The organism is Micromonospora sp. NPDC051196 (assembly GCF_040682415.1).
Taxonomy (GTDB): domain Bacteria; phylum Actinomycetota; class Actinomycetes; order Mycobacteriales; family Micromonosporaceae; genus Micromonospora.
In genome coordinates this window covers 173,294-188,558 of the sequence record NZ_JBFBAY010000003.1, presented here as the reverse complement: position 1 = coordinate 188,558, position 15,265 = coordinate 173,294, and the positions used below count along the sequence as shown (strand labels likewise).

General features: G+C 71.9%; 15 protein-coding genes. 12 read left to right on the top strand and 3 right to left on the bottom strand.

All coding sequences use genetic code 11. The features are described from left to right. Window positions 1–2 precede the first annotated feature (2 nt). The 6 genes from AB0M35_RS09175 to glmM all read left to right on the top strand — a co-directional run bounded on the left by AB0M35_RS09175 (window position 3) and on the right by glmM (window position 4,649). A complete protein-coding gene (locus AB0M35_RS09175) occupies window positions 3–260 on the top strand; it encodes a hypothetical protein (RefSeq protein WP_363743386.1) in 258 nt (85 codons plus the stop codon). Beyond that, window positions 238–543, top strand: coding sequence for a type II toxin-antitoxin system PemK/MazF family toxin (locus AB0M35_RS09170; protein ID WP_363743384.1), 306 nt, complete (start codon window positions 238–240; stop codon window positions 541–543). Before AB0M35_RS09175 ends, AB0M35_RS09170 begins: the two co-directional genes overlap by 23 nt. Before the next feature lie 107 nt (window positions 544–650). Continuing rightward, on the top strand, window positions 651–2,018 hold the full coding sequence (locus AB0M35_RS09165; RefSeq protein ID WP_363743382.1) for a nitrate/nitrite transporter: 1,368 nt from the start codon (window positions 651–653) through the stop codon (window positions 2,016–2,018). Window positions 2,019–2,226: 208 nt separating this feature from the next. Then, entirely contained in the window at window positions 2,227–2,670 is a 444-nt protein-coding gene (gene rplM / locus AB0M35_RS09160) for a 50S ribosomal protein L13 (protein ID WP_013735896.1), read from the top strand. Between the two features lie 20 nt (window positions 2,671–2,690). Continuing rightward, entirely contained in the window at window positions 2,691–3,155 is a 465-nt protein-coding gene (gene rpsI, locus AB0M35_RS09155) for a 30S ribosomal protein S9 (protein ID WP_030501567.1), read from the top strand. A 138-nt stretch (window positions 3,156–3,293) separates the two neighbouring features. After that, window positions 3,294–4,649: a phosphoglucosamine mutase gene (gene glmM / locus AB0M35_RS09150; RefSeq protein ID WP_363743380.1), complete on the top strand. Its 1,356-nt coding sequence runs from the start codon at window positions 3,294–3,296 to the stop codon at window positions 4,647–4,649. Window positions 4,650–4,676: 27 nt separating this feature from the next. On the opposite strand, the gene AB0M35_RS09145 is transcribed toward glmM, so the two are convergent. Further along, window positions 4,677–5,870 (bottom strand): pyridoxal phosphate-dependent aminotransferase, encoded by a 1,194-nt coding sequence (locus AB0M35_RS09145; protein WP_363743378.1) that lies wholly within the window; start codon window positions 5,868–5,870, stop codon window positions 4,677–4,679. Between the two features lie 156 nt (window positions 5,871–6,026). Here AB0M35_RS09145 and glmS point away from each other — a divergent pair, with 156 nt between their 5' ends. Further along, entirely contained in the window at window positions 6,027–7,940 is a 1,914-nt protein-coding gene (gene glmS, locus AB0M35_RS09140; RefSeq protein WP_363743376.1) for a glutamine--fructose-6-phosphate transaminase (isomerizing), read from the top strand. A gap of 63 nt (window positions 7,941–8,003) precedes the next feature. Here the strand turns inward: glmS and AB0M35_RS09135 are convergent, their stop codons facing one another. Together AB0M35_RS09135 and AB0M35_RS09130 are read right to left on the bottom strand one after the other, a co-directional pair. Beyond that, window positions 8,004–9,611, bottom strand: a complete 1,608-nt coding sequence (locus tag AB0M35_RS09135; protein ID WP_363743375.1) for an alpha/beta hydrolase — start codon at window positions 9,609–9,611, stop codon at window positions 8,004–8,006. Beyond that, a complete protein-coding gene (locus AB0M35_RS09130) occupies window positions 9,608–9,973 on the bottom strand; it encodes a hypothetical protein (RefSeq protein ID WP_363743373.1) in 366 nt (121 codons plus the stop codon). The genes AB0M35_RS09135 and AB0M35_RS09130 overlap by 4 nt, the downstream gene beginning before the upstream one ends. A 172-nt stretch (window positions 9,974–10,145) precedes the next feature. On the opposite strand from AB0M35_RS09130, the gene AB0M35_RS09125 reads away from it, so the two are divergent. The 5 genes from AB0M35_RS09125 to ung all read left to right on the top strand — a co-directional run bounded on the left by AB0M35_RS09125 (window position 10,146) and on the right by ung (window position 15,205). After that, on the top strand, window positions 10,146–11,615 hold the full coding sequence (locus AB0M35_RS09125) for an NAD(P)H-hydrate dehydratase (RefSeq protein WP_363743371.1): 1,470 nt from the start codon (window positions 10,146–10,148) through the stop codon (window positions 11,613–11,615). 95 nt (window positions 11,616–11,710) lie between these two features. Beyond that, on the top strand, window positions 11,711–12,829 hold the full coding sequence (alr, locus tag AB0M35_RS09120; protein ID WP_363743369.1) for an alanine racemase: 1,119 nt from the start codon (window positions 11,711–11,713) through the stop codon (window positions 12,827–12,829). Further along, the gene (locus tag AB0M35_RS09115; protein ID WP_363743367.1) at window positions 12,826–13,932 is read left to right on the top strand and encodes an alpha/beta hydrolase; all 1,107 of its coding nucleotides are present in this window, start codon (window positions 12,826–12,828) and stop codon (window positions 13,930–13,932) included. Before alr ends, AB0M35_RS09115 begins: the two co-directional genes overlap by 4 nt. Further along, window positions 13,929–14,408 (top strand): tRNA (adenosine(37)-N6)-threonylcarbamoyltransferase complex ATPase subunit type 1 TsaE, encoded by a 480-nt coding sequence (gene tsaE, locus AB0M35_RS09110; RefSeq protein ID WP_363743365.1) that lies wholly within the window; start codon window positions 13,929–13,931, stop codon window positions 14,406–14,408. The genes AB0M35_RS09115 and tsaE overlap by 4 nt, the downstream gene beginning before the upstream one ends. A 95-nt stretch (window positions 14,409–14,503) precedes the next feature. After that, entirely contained in the window at window positions 14,504–15,205 is a 702-nt protein-coding gene (gene ung, locus AB0M35_RS09105; protein ID WP_363743362.1) for a uracil-DNA glycosylase, read from the top strand. Window positions 15,206–15,265: the final 60 nt, after the last annotated feature.

The following is a 15,265-nucleotide window of genomic DNA, read 5'->3' as shown; positions in this document are numbered from 1 at the left end:
GCATGACAGCCAAGGTGACTCTGTCGTTCTCTGACGAGACGATCGCGGACGCCCGACGGTTCGCCAAGCGGGAGGGCCTCTCGCTCTCGGCCTGGATGGACCAGGCCGCGCGGGAGAAGGCGTTGCGTGAGGTCTTCGCGGCCCACGCCGCCGCGGTGAGCCGGGCCGGGCTGGATCTGGAGTCCTCCGCGCTGGCCGACGCGCAGGAGGTGGGCATGGTCGACGACCTGCTCTTCGGTGGTCGCCCGCGTGCTGCGTAGGGGCGAAGTCTGGCGGATCGAGGGGGCCCGCGAGCGGCTCGGGCTGGTGATCAGCTCCGATGTCTACAACTCCACGGCGGTGCCTATCGTGATCGTCGCCGAGGTGGTCGAGGCGGCGCTGCTGCGTGACTCACCGCTGGCGGTGCCGATGGGCGGCTGGGTGGTGATGCCCGACCGGATCTCCTCGCCGATGAAGAAGTGGTTCACCGAGTGCGTCGACGTGGCCGACGCCGAGACCATGCGTCACGTCGACCGGGCGCTGCGCATCCTCCAGCAACTCTGACCCGGCGCTTCCCTCACCGCGACCGGCAGCCCGTGGTGCGCTTCCCGTTGCCGCGCCGACCCGAAGGACGAACGCCACGGTAACGGTCGATTTCTAGCTTCGGCGCCATGACCACCACGAGCACGCAACCCGAGGTCGTCCAGGCGGAGATCCTGGACCGCCGTCCCGGCCGCTGGATCGGGCACTGGGCACCGGAAGATCAGAACTTCTGGCGTACGACCGGCAGCCGGATCGCTCGGCGCAACCTCATCTGGTCGATCTTCGCCGAACACGTCGGTTTCTCGGTGTGGCTGTTGTGGAGCATCGTCGTCGTCCGGCTCGGTGACGCCGGTTGGCAACTGACCACCAGTCAGGCGCTCTGGCTGGCCGCCGTGCCCAGCGGGGTCGGCGCGCTGCTGCGGTTGCCGTACACCTTCGCCGTGCCGGTGTTCGGCGGCCGGAACTGGACGATCGTCTCCGCGCTGCTGCTGGTCGTGCCCTGCGCGGGCCTGGCCTGGGCGGTCGAGCGCCCGGAGATCGGCTTTCCGGTCCTGTTGCTGATCGCCGCCACCGCCGGGTTCGGCGGCGGCAACTTCGCCTCCAGCATGGCGAACATCTCCTTCTTCTACCCGGAGCGGGAGAAGGGCTGGGCGCTGGGCCTGAACGCGGCCGGCGGCAACATCGGCGTGGCGGTGGTGCAGTTCCTGGTGCCGCAGATGATCGTGCTCGGCGGTGGGCTCGCGCTGGCCCGGGCCGGTCTGATGTACATCCCGCTCGCCGTGATCGCCGCAGTCTGCGCGTACCTGTTCATGGACAACCTGGTGGAGGCCAAGGCCGACGTGGGGCCGGTCTGGTCGTCGCTGCGACACCGGGACACCTGGATCATGTCCTTGCTTTACATCGGCACCTTCGGCTCGTTCATCGGTTACTCGGCGGCCTTCCCGACCCTGCTCACGTCGGTGTTCGGCCGGCCGGACGTCGCGCTGTCCTGGGCGTTCCTCGGCGCGGCGGTGGGCTCGTTCTGCCGTCCGTTCGGCGGTCGGCTCTCCGACGTGGTGGGCGGTGCCCGAGTGACGGTGGCCAGCTTCGTGCTGATGGCTGTCGGCGCCCTGGCCGCGCTCTGGTCGGTCGAGCAGCGCAGGCTGGGCGTGTTCTTCGTGGCCTTCCTGTTGCTCTTCGTGGCGACCGGGGTCGGCAACGGCTCGACCTACCGGATGATCAGTCGGATCTTCCAGGTCAAGGGGGAGGACCTGGGTGGTTCACCGGAGGTGATGCTCGCGATGCGTCGACAGGCCGCCGGTGCGTTGGGCCTCATCTCGGCGGTCGGCGCCTTCGGCGGTTTTCTGGTGCCGATCTGTTACGCCTGGGCCCGGTCGACCTACGGTGGGATCCAGCCGGCGCTGCGTTTCTACGTGGGCTTCTTCCTGGTGCTGCTCGTGGTCACCTGGGCCGCGTACCTGCGTCCGGGGGCCCGGATGGCGCGGGCAGGGGTGTGATCGTGGTCATGTCCGCGCCGGTCGGCGTGCCTGCCGGACCCCGTTTTGACCGGCCGGGCGGGCTGCGGGTATCGTTGCCTGCTGTTGTACGACATCTGTGGGCGTGCCGCCTGAGGTACGCTTGGTCGTTCGTGCGCGCTGGTCCGGCTGGGAAGTCCTGGTCACCTCGGCGCGCGACCCCAGACCGACGACGAGACAAGGTAGACCTGTGCGTACGTACAGCCCGAAGCCGGGTGAGATCGAGCGTCAGTGGCACGTCATCGACGCCTCTGATGTCGTGCTGGGCCGCCTGGCCACCCACGCCGCCACGCTGCTGCGGGGCAAGCACAAGCCGACTTTCGCGCCGCACGTCGACACGGGCGACTTCGTCGTCGTCGTGAACGCGGGCAAGGTTGCGCTGACCGGCAACAAGCGCCAGCAGAAGATCGCTTACCGGCACTCCGGTTACCCGGGTGGCCTCAAGCAGGTCGGCTACGAGGAGCTGCTGTCCAAGCGCCCCGAGCGGGCCATCGAGCTGGCTGTGAAGGGGATGCTCCCGCACAACAAGCTCGGCCGTCAGCTGATCAAGAAGCTGAAGGTCTACGCCGGTGCAGAGCACCCGCACGGCGCGCAGCAGCCGGTGCCGTTCGAGATCAAGCAGATCGCGCAGTGAGCGCGGGCGAAGGAAGCAGCATGACCGACATCACCGCCACCGAGGTTGCCCCTGAGGCCACCGAGGCGCCGGCGCCCGTCGCCCGCGCGCCTCGTGGTGACCGCCCGATCCAGACCGTGGGTCGGCGCAAGGAGGCCATCGTCCGGGTCCGGATCGTGCCGGGTTCCGGCAAGATCACCTGCAACGGCCGGGACCTGGAGGCCTACTTCCCGAGCAAGGTGCACCAGCAGCTGATCAAGGATCCGCTGGTCACCGCCGAGAAGGCCGAGGCCTTCGACGTCATCGCCAACCTGCGTGGCGGCGGCACCACCGGCCAGGCCGGTGCGCTGCGGCTGGCCATCGCCCGGGCGCTGATCGTGAGCGAGCCGGACGACCGCCCGGCCCTGAAGAAGGCCGGCTTCCTGACCCGGGACGCCCGGGTCAAGGAAAGCAAGAAGTACGGCCTCAAGAAGGCCCGCAAGGCTCCTCAGTACTCGAAGCGCTGATCTTCAGCCGCACCTTGTACTTCTGACGGACGGCCGGTCCGCCTTCCCCTCGACGACGGGAGGCGGACCGGCCGTTTCCGTCTCTTCTCCACAGGGCATTTTCTCCCACAACGGCAGTTTCATCGGAGGTTGGCGGGTATGGGCCGGTTGTTCGGCACGGACGGCGTACGCGGGCGGGCGAACGCTGATCTCACCCCGGAGTTGGCGCTTTCGGTGGCGGTTGCGGCTGCCCACACCCTTGCCGAGTCGGACCGCAGCCATGCTCCGCTGGCCGTGGTCGGACGGGACACCCGGGCCAGCGGCGAGATGCTGGAGGCAGCCGTGGTGGCCGGGCTGACCAGCGCCGGCGCCACGGTCATCCGGGTCGGTGTGCTGCCCACCCCCGCCGTTGCGTTCCTCACCGCGGAGGCCAAGGCGGACCTCGGGGTGATGCTGTCGGCTTCACACAACCCGATGCCCGACAACGGGATCAAGCTCTTCGCGGCCGGTGGGCACAAGCTGCCCGACGAGATCGAGATGCGGATCGAGGCGGCCATCGAGGCCAACGGCACCACCGCCTGGCAGCGCCCGGTCGGCGCGGGAGTGGGTCGGGTGCACGACCTGCTCGACGGTGCCGACCACTATGTGCAACACCTCGTCGAGACGCTGCCGCATCGGCTGGACGGCATCAAGGTCGTCGTCGACTGCGCCAACGGCGCTGCCGCCGAGGTGGCGCCGGTGGCGTACCGGGAGGCCGGCGCCGAGGTGGTCGCGATCTACGCCGAGCCGGACGGCCTGAACATCAACGACGAGTGCGGGTCGAACCACATCGCGGCCCTGCGGCAGGCCGTGGTCGAGCACGGTGCGCACCTGGGCATCGCGCACGACGGCGACGCCGACCGGTGCGTCGCGGTGACCGCCGACGGTGACGAGGTCGACGGCGACCAGGTGATGGCGATTCTGGCTCTGGCCATGCGGGAGGCCGGCACGCTGACCGGGGACACGCTGGTCGCCACCGTGATGAGCAACCTCGGCCTGCGCCTGGCCATGTCCGCCGAAGGCATCCGACTGATCGAGACCAAGGTCGGCGACCGGTACGTGCTGGAGGAGTTGCGCGCCTCCGGGCTGGCCCTCGGCGGTGAGCAGAGCGGACACATCGTGATGCCCGCGTACGCCACCACCGGCGACGGGGTGCTGACCGGGCTGCACCTGATGGCCCGGATGGCGGCCACCGGTCGTACCCTGGCCGATCTCGCGGCGGTGGTGACCAAGCTGCCGCAGGTGCTGATCAACGTGCCGGTCGGTGACCGTACGGTGGGCGCTGCCGCTCCGGCGGTCCGCGCCGAGGTCGAGCGGGCCGAGGCCGAGCTGGGCGAGACCGGCCGGGTGCTGCTGCGCCCGTCGGGCACCGAGCCGCTGGTGCGGGTGATGGTTGAGGCGGCCACCGAGGCGGTCGCCCAGGAAGTCGCCGAACGCATCGCCGCCCAGGTCCGCACCGCCAGCCCTGCGGTGTAAGGAAGGGCCGGCGGCGGTGCCGGTGGGTCAGCGGTCCCAGGTCGTACCGCCGAGGCGGGACACCGCCTCGGCGAGCAGCTCTGGGCGTTTGCAGAAGGCGAAGCGGACCAGCCGGCGTCCGGCCTCGGGGTCGTCGTAGAAGACCTGGGTGGGTACGGCCACCACGCCGCAGCGCTCGGGCAGGGACCGGCAGAAATCGACGCCGTCGGAGCCGCCGAGGGCAGTGATGTCGGCGGTGACGAAGTACGTCCCCTCGGGCGTGAGCACGTCGAAGCCGGCCTCGGTGAGCCCGCCGATCAGTTGGTCCCGGCGGGCCTGCATGTCGGCGCGGAACTCGGTGAAGTAGGCGTCGGGCAGCCCGAGTGCGACCGCCACCGCCGGTTGCAGAGGCGCGGCGTTGACGAAGGTGAGGAACTGCTTTACCCGCAGCACCGCGGAGACCAGCGCAGCCGGCCCGCTCGCCCAGCCCACCTTCCATCCGGTACAGGAGAAGGTCTTGCCGGCCGAGGAGATGCGCAGGGTGCGCTCGCGCATGCCGGGCAGGCTCGCCAACGGGACGTGCCCGCTCGTCGCGTCGGTGAAGACCAGGTGCTCGTACACCTCGTCGGTGATCGCGTACGTGCCGTGCTCCTGGCAGAGTTCGGCGATCAGGGTCAGCTCGGTCGGGGTGAACACCTTGCCGGTCGGGTTGTGCGGTGAGTTCAGCAGCACCAGCCGGGTACGCGGGCCGAACGCGGCACGCAACGCGGACGGGTCGAACGCGTACCGCCCGTCGGGGCCGGGACGCAGGGTGACCGGTCGGCGTACCGCGCCGGCCAGGGCGATCGAGGCCGCGTACGAGTCGTAGTACGGCTCGAAGCAGACCACCTCGTCACCGGGCTCGCAGAGGGCGAGGATCGCGGCGGCCACCGCCTCGGTGGCACCTGCGGTGATGACAACCTCGCCGTCCGGGTCGTACTCCAGGCCCCAGAAGCGGCGCTGGTGCGCCGCCACCGCCGCGCGCAGCTCGGGGATGCCGGGGCCCGGCGGGTACTGGTTGCGGCCGGAGCCCAGCGCCTCGGCCGCGGCGGCGAGCATCTCGGGCGGGCCGTCGGTGTCCGGGAAGCCCTGCCCGAGGTTCACCGCACCGGTACGGACGGCGAGCGCGGACATCTCGGCGAAGATCGTCGTCCCGAACGGGCGCATCCGGCTCACCAGCGGGTCGACATCGGTGCTCGTCACGCCCGTCAGGGTACGGGTGTGCACCATCGTGGCGCGCGGCCCCGCCTGCGTACTTTGTGAGGCCGATCACCGATACCGCCCAAACGCTCAAGTGTAGTGATTGTTTACCCGGCTTTCGCGCAGACAAGTTGAGCGAAACTAGTTAGGCTGTCATCCATGTGTGGAATCGTGGGTTACGCCGGTGCCCGACCGGCGCTCGGCATCGTGCTCGACGGCCTGCGGCGGCTGGAATACCGCGGCTACGACTCGGCCGGCGTCGCCGTCGCCTGCGACGGGGAACTGCTGACCGAGAAAAAGGCCGGCAAGCTGGCCAACCTGGAGAAGGTGCTCTCCGAGCGCGCCGCCGAGGACCCGGACGGTTGCGGAGCCAGCCCGCTCGGCATCGGCGACGGCACCACCGGCATCGGCCACACCCGCTGGGCCACCCACGGCGGCCCCACCGACCGCAACGCCCACCCGCACCTGTCACCGGACGAGCGGGTCGCGGTGATCCACAACGGCATCATCGAGAACTTCGCCAAGCTCCGCGCCGAACTGGAGGACGACGGCGTCACCTTCGTCAGCGACACCGACACCGAGTGCGCGGCGCATCTGCTCGCCAGGGCGCTCGGCGAGCTGCGCGCGGCCGGCCAGCCGGACGGGCCGCACCTGCTCGCTGCCGCCATGCAGGTGGTCTGCCAGCGGTTGGAGGGCGCCTTCACCCTGCTCGCCGTGGACGCCGCGGTACCCGGTGCGGTGGTCGGCGCCCGCCGCAACTCGCCGCTGGTGGTCGGCCGGGGCGACGGCGAGAACTACCTGGCCAGCGACGTCGCCGCGTTCATCGAGCACACCCGTGAGGCGGTCGAGCTGGGCCAGGACCAGATCGTCCTGATCACCGCCGACACCATCGAGATCACCGACTTCGCCGGTCAACCCGCCAGCGGCAAGGACTTCCACATCGACTGGGACTCCTCGTCAGCTGAGAAGGGCGGCTACGACTGGTTCATGCTCAAGGAGATCGAGGAGCAGCCGCAGGCGGTGGCCGACACGCTGCTCGGCCGGCTCACCGAGAGCGGCGAGATCATGCTCGACGAGGTCCGGCTCAGCGACCAGGACCTGCGCGACGTCGACAAGATCTTCATCGTGGCCTGCGGCACCGCGTACCACTCCGGGCTGGTGGCCAAGTACGCCATCGAGCACTGGACCCGGATCCCCTGCGAGGTGGAACTGGCCAGCGAGTTCCGCTACCGCGACCCGGTGCTCGACCGGTCCACCCTGATCGTGGTGATCTCGCAGTCCGGCGAGACGATGGACACCCTGATGGCGCTGCGGCACGCCAAGGACCAGAAGGCCCGGGTGCTGGCCATCTGCAACACCAACGGCTCCACCATCCCGCGCGAGTCCGACGCGGTGCTCTACACCCACGGCGGGCCGGAGATCGCCGTCGCCTCCACCAAGGCGTTCCTCACCCAGCTGGTCGCCTGCTACCTGATCGGCCTGCACCTGGCCCAGGTGCGCGGCATCAAGTTCGCCGACGAGGTGGCGGCCGTGGTCGAGCAACTGCACCAGGTGCCGGACAAGCTGCGCGAACTGCTCGGGCGCATCGAGCCGGTGCGTGAGTTGGCCCGCGAGCTGGCCGACGAGCCGACGGTGCTGTTCATCGGCCGGCACGTCGGCTACCCGGTGGCGCTGGAGGGTGCGCTCAAGCTCAAGGAGTTGGCGTACATGCACGCCGAGGGCTTCGCCGCGGGCGAGCTGAAGCACGGGCCGATCGCCCTGATCGACCAGGGCACCCCGGTGATCTGCGTGGTGCCCTCGCCGGTGGGTCGCGGTCTGCTGCACGACAAGGTCGTCTCCAACATCCAGGAGGTACGCGCCCGGGGCGCCCGGACGATCGTGATCGCCGAGGAGGGCGACGAGTCGGTGGTGCGTTACGCCGACCACCTGATCCTCGTGCCGCGTACCCCGACGCTGCTCGCGCCGCTGCTGACGACCGTGCCGTTGCAGATCTTCGCCGCCGAGATCGCCGCTGCCCGTGGGCACGACGTGGACCAGCCGCGCAACCTCGCGAAGTCTGTCACCGTCGAGTAGTCGTCGCGCCGGGCGGTCACCGCTGACCGCCCGGCGCGCTCACCGGGATGCCGTTTCCGCTGGTCACTGCCCGAGGACGATCCGGGCCATGCCGTCCAGCGCCGGATTGTCGGGATGCCAGTAGCCGCTGTGGCCGTACCGGCCGCTGGGGAAGCTCCGGCCGCCGAAGGACGGATCGGCCGGGTCCCGCCCGAACCAGCGCTCGTCGTCGTCGCCGGTCAGCATCCCGGCGATCGTGGCGACGGGGGAGAGACTGAGCACCGCCTGCCGGGCCAGCTCACCGGGCGGGCGGGTCAACCGGATCACGTCGTCCGGCGCGGTGCTGGCCCACACCTGCCCGGCCGGTACGCCCAGCTCGGCGGCGTGCCCCACGCCGACCCCGGGCGAGCCGACGAAGACCAGCGCGTCGGCGGCGAGCCCGTGATCCCGGGCGGCACCGCCGACCACCAGCGACCCGTAGCTGTGCCCGAGCACGGTCTGCCGGGCAGGTGGCCCGTCGTGGGTGGCCCGCAGCCCCTCCTGGAACCGGTGCAGCGCCTCACCGGCCGCGTGGGCCTGACGGTCCCAGGCCGCCTCGTGCAGGAAATCCGGGGCGTCGTAGTCCAGCCAGAGCACCGCCGAGGTCTCCTGCCCCGGTGCCAGGTCGGCGCAGCGGGACAGCACGCGAGCGGCGCGACCCAGATCGTCGGTGGCGTCGTGGAGCCCGGCGGTCGTGCCCGGCACGTGGGTCAGGATGCCGGCGGCCCGATCCGGGTTGCCCAGGGCCACCACCGTCCGCCCCTCACCGCCGACCTCCAGCCCGAGCAGGTACGCACGCGGCGGCTCCGGCGACGCCAGCCGAGACGTGAGCGCGTCCAGCCCGGCCAACGCGGCGTCGACGGTCCGTAGCCCGGCCAACTCGGCGGGCCCGCGTGGCAACCGGCCCAGCAACTGCCCCCAGCGTTCCAGCAGCGCCGCCCGCCGTACCGCCAGCAGCAGCCGGTTCGCCTGGTCGCGGGCGGCGGCCGGAACCCCGTCCAGCCGACCGATCAGCTCCGGCTCGTGTCCGACCAGCCAGCGCTGCTGCGCTGGGCTGAGCCCGGCCCACCAGAGGTTGACCAGTGCGGGATCGGTGTTCGGCGCGGGCCGCCCCGGCGGTGGTCGGGTCGCCCAACCCGACTCGGCGCCGGCGGTCAGTCGGTCGAGACGGGTGGCGGCCTCGCGATCCGCCGCCGTGGCCAGGTCGAGGGCGTCCCGGATGGCCGTCGCCACCGGAACCACCGTCTGCACGGCCCGGTGGGCCGGCACCCGACCCGGATCGGGGCTGGTCCGACCCCAACGGTCGATCAGCACCCCGACGGTGGCGGCCAGGGCCACCGCAGCCGCCAACCGAGCCCGGGCCGCCGCCAGCCGGGCGCCGAACTCGGCCAGCACCTGGTCGATCTCGATCGCGACCGGGGCGAGTGTGCGCAGCTCGGCTCGCAGGTCGGACAACTGCTCTACGGCTGCGGTCGCGGCAAGCCCCGACCACTGTGCGCGCAACGCCGCCGAGTCGTCCGCGAGCTCGGTGGCTCGTCGCTGCGCCAGGCCGACCAGCCCCGCCCAGGCCGTCCCGGTGGCCTGCCAAAGCGCCGGGTCGACCGTCGAGAGCTGGGCGTAGCCGACCTGGCCCGCCGTCCGGGGCCCGGTCACCGGGGCAGGGTGGACAGCCGGGTCGCCGCCCGAGCGTCCACCGACTCGTACGCGCGGGCGGCGGCGCGTACCGCGTCACCGGTCTGGGTGACGCGGGCGCCGAGCCGGGCGGACCAGGACTGCACGGCCGCCTCCAGGGTGCCCAGCGCGGCCCCGGTCGACCAGCCGGGGGCCGGTGCCGCCAACCCCGGTGCCTCGGCCAGCACGCCGGCCAACCGGTGGCCGTGATCACCCAGCGACCGCCCTACCTGGTGCAGCCGCTCCGGCTGCACAGTCAACTCCTGCGGGTGCAGCAATCCCGGCTGCACAGTCAACTCCTGCTGTTCCAGCAATCCCCGCCCAGTGAACCCCTGCTCCCGCATCGCCCCTCCCGTATCCAGCGACCGCCAACCCGCAGGACGCTAGGCGGCTGTGGGGGAGGCGGGCGTGCCCTGTGGACAACCGCTGCGGGGCGTACCGCTGCGTTGTCCACAGGCGTTGCCCGGTCGGTAGCGGAGGACTATCTTGCGACCCGCGCGCCGGTAGGGTGGCCGTGTGAGACCGGTCTGGCGAGTGGCGGACGTGCGGGCGGCCGAGGCGGCGTTGATGGCCGAACTTCCACCGGGGACGCTGATGCAGCGCGCCGCCGCCGGGCTGGCTCGACGCTGCGCGTTGCTGCTCGCCGAGCGGGGCGGAGTGTACGCCGCACCGGTGTTGCTGCTCGTCGGCTCCGGCGACAACGGCGGTGACACGTTGTACGCCGGCGCCCGCCTGGCCCGGCGCGGTGCGGCGGTGTCGGCGTTGCTGCTGACCCCGGACCGCGCGCACGCCGAAGGGCTGGCCGCGCTGCGGGTCGCCGGTGGACGGATCGTGCAGCGCCCACCGGCCGTGGTCGACCTCGTGTTGGACGGCATCGTCGGCATCGGCGGGCACGGCGGGCTGCGGGAGACCGCCGAGCAGTTGGCGGCGAGTCTGCTGCGGCACCGTGGGCGCGACGGTGCCCGGGCGACGGTGGTGGCGGTGGACGTGCCCAGCGGGGTGGTGGTGGACACGGGAGACGTGCCGTTGACCGCCTCGGGTCGACCCAACGCGGTGCGCGCCGACGTCACGGTGGCCTTCGGCGCGCTGAAGCCGGCCCTGGCGGTCGGTCCCGCCGCCGCGCTGGCGGGGCAGGTGGAACTGGTCGACATCGGGCTCGCCCCGTGGCTGCGCGGCACCCCGGCGTTGCGGGTGGTGGAGTGGTCGGACGTGGCCGAGTGGTGGCCCCGGCTCGGCGCCGCCTCGGAGAAGTACACCCGGGGCGTGGTCGGAGCGGCCACCGGTTCGGCGACGTACCCGGGTGCCGCCACGCTCTCCGTCGGCGGCGCGTTGGCCGGGCCGACCGGCCTGGTCCGCTACGCCGGTGGGGCTCGGGACGAGGTGGTACGCCAGCACCCCTCGGTCATCGCGACCGGCCGGGTGGCCGACGCCGGCCGGGTGCAGGCCTGGGTGTGCGGGTCGGGGCTGGGCACCGACGAGCGGGCGGCGACCGAACTTCGTACCGTGCTGGCCGCGCCGGTGCCGGCGGTGCTGGACGCGGACGCGCTGACCCTGCTGGTCGACGGCTCCCTCGCCGACCAGTTGCGTCGGCGCGACGCCCCGATCGTGGTCACGCCGCACGACCGGGAGTTCACCCGGCTCTGCGGTGAGGAGCCGGGCGGCGACCGGGTGGCCGCCACGCTGCGGCTGGCCGCCTGGATGAACGCCGTGGTGCTGCTCAAGGGCGACCGTACGGTGATCGGCACGCCGGACGGCCGGGCGTACGTCAACCCGACCGGCACCCCCGCGCTGGCCACCGGCGGGACCGGGGACGTGCTGGCCGGGCTGCTCGGCTCGCTGCTCGCGGCCGGTCTGCCGGCGGAACGGGCCGCTGCTGCGGCGGCGTACGTGCACGGCCTGGCCGGTCGGGAGGCGGCCCGGTCCGGCCCGGTCACCGCGCCCGACGTGGTCGCCGCGCTGCGACCCGTGCTCGCCCGGCTGCCCTGACCAGCCCTCGCCCGCGCACACCGAGGGTGGCCCTGACCCGGGTGGACCTGGCCGGGGTGCCCCGCCGTGATCAGCGCGGAAAGTAGGGTGGGGGCATGTGGCAGGCCGAGGTACGCGTGGATCTTGACGCGATCCGGGAGAACGTGAGTCGGCTGCGCGCCGGTACCAGCGCCGAGTTGATGGCGGTGGTGAAGGCCGACGGCTACGGCCACGGCATGGTCCCGGCCGCCCGCGCGGCGGTCGACGCCGGGGCGACCTGGCTTGGTGTCTGCACCCTGGACGAGGCGCTGGCCCTACGTGCGGCCGGCATCGACGTCCCGGTGCTGGCCTGGCTGCTCGCACCTGGGCTGCCGTTGGACAGCGGCGTCAGAGCCGACGTGGACCTGGGCGTGGCGAGTCTGCCGCAGCTCGACGAGACGGTGCAGGCGAGTCGCCGCGCCGATCGTCCGGCCCGGATCCACTTGAAGATCGACACCGGGTTGTCCCGGGGCGGGGCGACGATCGCCGACTGGCCGGCCCTGCTCGACGCCGCCGCCAAGGCGCAGGCGGACGGTCTGGTCGAGGTGGTCGGCGTGTGGAGCCACTTCGTCTACGCCGACCTGCCCGGTCACCCGACCACGGACCGGCAGTTGGCCGTCTTCCACGAGGGCCTGGCCATGGTCGAGCGCGCGGGGCTGCGCCCGCGCTACCGGCACCTGGCCAACTCGGCGGCCACGCTGACCCGGCCCGACACCCATTTCGACCTGGTCCGCCCGGGGCTGGCCGTCTACGGTCTCTCCCCGGTGGCCGGCGAGACCCACGGGTTGCGTCCGGCGATGACCGCCCGCGCCCGGGTGATGTTGACCAAGCGGGTCCCGGTCGGCTCCGGTGTCTCCTACGGCCACACCTACACCACCGGGCAGGACGCGAATCTGGCGGTGGTGCCCCTCGGCTACGCCGACGGGGTGCCCCGACACGCCTCGAATGTCGGCCCGGTGCAGCTCGGCGGGCGTCGGCGGACCATCTCCGGCCGGGTCTGCATGGATCAGTTCGTGCTCGACTGCGGCGACGACCCGGTGGCCGCCGGTGACGTGGTCACGCTGTTCGGCAGCGGCGCCGACGGCGAACCCACCGCCGACGACTGGGCCGAGGCGGTCGGCACGATCAACTACGAGATCGTCACCCGCTTCGGCAGCACCCGCGTCCCCCGCGTTTACGACGGCGCTGGTTCATGAGCAACCGTCCTCTCATCCCGCGGCCGCGGACTGCGGCGGGGCGGGCCGCCGGTCTGGTGGGTGCGGCGCTCGGCGTGGCCGCTGCGGTGACCGCCGCCGGGGTCGCCACCGAACGGGCCCTGGTCCGTCGATTGAAGGCCGACCCCACCGATCCGTACGCCGGTGAGGTCTTCGGCCAGCAGCGGTACGACGAGGCGTATCGGCTGGAGATGCCGGACGGCACCGACATCCACGTCGAGGTGGTCGAGCCGACCCGCCCGGTCGAGGGCAACCCGACCGTGGTGCTGGTGCACGGTTTCTGCCTGGACATGGGCACCTTCCATTTCCAGCGCAAGGTGCTGGCCGAGCGGGGTGAGCACCGGATCGTCGCCTACGACCAGCCCGGCCACGGCCGTTCGGGTCGGTTGGAGAGCGGTGAGTACGACCTGGACGCGCTCGGCCACACGCTGCGTCGGGTGATCGACGAGGTGGCGCCGGAGGGGCCGCTGGTGCTGGTCGGCCACTCGATGGGTGGCATGACCATCATGGCGCTCGCCGAGCTGTATCCGGAGATGTTCGGCGACCGGGTGGTGGGCACCGTGCTGATGGCCACCTCGGGCGGGTTGCTGGCGGAGACGAAGCTGGTCGCGCCGGCCCTGCTCGGCCGGGTGGGCAGCCCGGTGCTCTACATGGCCGGCAACGTCACCCGGTACGGCGGTGCGGTGATCGACCGGGCCCGCAGGTCGACCACCAACGTGGCCTGGCTGCTCACCCGCAGGTACGGCTTCGGCACCCACAAGCCGAGCCCGGCGCTGGTGTCGTACGTGGAGCAGATGAACTCGCTTACCTCGGCGGACACGGTGACCCGCTACCTGCGTACGATCGCGACCCACTCGCGGTTTCCGGCGCTGGTGGCGCTGGCGGGTACGCCGGTGTTGGTGATCGTCGGGGACAAGGACATGATCACACCCGTGACTCATTCGGAGGAGATCGTCCGGCGGCTGCCGCACGCCGAGTTCGTCAAGATCCACGACAGTGGGCACGTGGTGATGCTGGAGCACGCCGCCGAGGTGAACGAGGCACTGATGGCGTTTCTCGGCACCTGCGGGCGAGGCTCGGCGTGACCCGGTTCGTCTTGCCGACGGCCGCCGACACCCACGCCTTCGGTCGGCGGCTGGCCGAGTTGCTGCGCGCGGGTGACCTGGTGCTGCTCACCGGCCCGTTGGGCGCCGGCAAGACCGCGCTGACCCAGGGGATCGGGGCCGGCCTCGGGGTGCTCGGCGACATCACCTCGCCGACGTTCGTGATCGCCCGGGTGCACCGGCCCGATCCCGTCGCCGGGCGGGGTGTGGCGTTGGTGCACGCCGACGCGTACCGGCTGGGCGACGCGACCGATCCTCGGGCGGAGATCGACGATCTGGACCTGGACGCCTCGGTCGACGAGTCGGTGACCGTGGTCGAGTGGGGCGAGGGGCTGGTCGAGCAGTTGACCGACGCGCACCTGTGGGTCCGGCTCGACCGGCGGGACGACGACACCCGCATCGCCGAACTGAAGCCGGTCGGCGGCGACTGGGTGCAGCGCCTGACGGCCCTGGGCTGACCGCGGGCCGCGCCACTCGACGGCACCGACCGGCGGCACCGTCGTACCCTGCGCCTACAGTGCCGGGGACCGACCTCGCTGCGGAAAGGCCGCTGATGCCCGACGACGTTGCCACCCTGGATCTGCCGGCACTGCTACCAAACGAGTGGCGCGATGTGCTCGCCCCGCACCTCGACCCGGCCCGCACGGCCGCGCTGGGCGAGTTCGTCGCCCGGGAGTACGCCACCGGCACGGTCTTCCCGCCGGTGGAGGACCTGTTCTCGGCCTATCGGCGCTGCGCGCCGTCGGACTGTCGGGTGCTGATTCTCGGGCAGGATCCCTACCACCGGGCGGGCCAGGCGCACGGGCTCAGCTTCAGCGTGCGCGAGGGGGTGTCCGTCCCGCCCTCGTTGCGCAACGTCTTCAAGGAGTTGAGGGAGGACCTGGGCGTGCCCAAGCCGCCCAGCGGCAACCTGGACGGCTGGGCGGCACAGGGCGTGCTGCTGCTCAACTCGGTGCTGACGGTGCGGCAGGGCGCTCCCGGTTCACACGCCAACCGGGGTTGGGAGGAGTTCACCGACGCGACCATCCGGGCGCTCGACGCCTTGGATTCGCGGGTGGTCTTCCTGCTCTGGGGTGGCTACGCGCGCAAGAAGGCGGCGCTGGTCAGCAACCCGCAGCACGTGGTGCTGGAGGCGGGGCATCCCAGCCCGATGAACCCGCGTGGCTTTCTCGGCAGCCGGCCGTTCAGCGCGACCAACAAGGCACTCGCCGACGCGGGCCTGCCCACCATCGACTGGGAGCGTACGGCCGGCTGAACGGGCAGACCGGCGGCACGTCCGATCCCATGAGGGCCGTCATTTGGTTGACGCGTTGAC

What these genes read in the sequence shown, in the direction of transcription:
- AB0M35_RS09165 (WP_363743382.1), top strand. Translation starts at nt 651, where the DNA reads ATGACCACCACGAGCACGCAACCCGAGGTCGTCCAGGCGGAGATCCTG.
- ung (WP_363743362.1), top strand. Translation starts at nt 14,504, where the DNA reads ATGCCCGACGACGTTGCCACCCTGGATCTGCCGGCACTGCTACCAAAC.
- AB0M35_RS09130 (WP_363743373.1), bottom strand. Translation starts at nt 9,973, where the DNA reads ATGCGGGAGCAGGGGTTCACTGGGCGGGGATTGCTGGAACAGCAGGAG.
- alr (WP_363743369.1), top strand. Translation starts at nt 11,711, where the DNA reads ATGTGGCAGGCCGAGGTACGCGTGGATCTTGACGCGATCCGGGAGAAC.
- glmS (WP_363743376.1), top strand. Translation starts at nt 6,027, where the DNA reads ATGTGTGGAATCGTGGGTTACGCCGGTGCCCGACCGGCGCTCGGCATC.
- AB0M35_RS09175 (WP_363743386.1), top strand. Translation starts at nt 3, where the DNA reads ATGACAGCCAAGGTGACTCTGTCGTTCTCTGACGAGACGATCGCGGAC.
- glmM (WP_363743380.1), top strand. Translation starts at nt 3,294, where the DNA reads ATGGGCCGGTTGTTCGGCACGGACGGCGTACGCGGGCGGGCGAACGCT.
- rpsI (WP_030501567.1), top strand. Translation starts at nt 2,691, where the DNA reads ATGACCGACATCACCGCCACCGAGGTTGCCCCTGAGGCCACCGAGGCG.
- AB0M35_RS09115 (WP_363743367.1), top strand. Translation starts at nt 12,826, where the DNA reads ATGAGCAACCGTCCTCTCATCCCGCGGCCGCGGACTGCGGCGGGGCGG.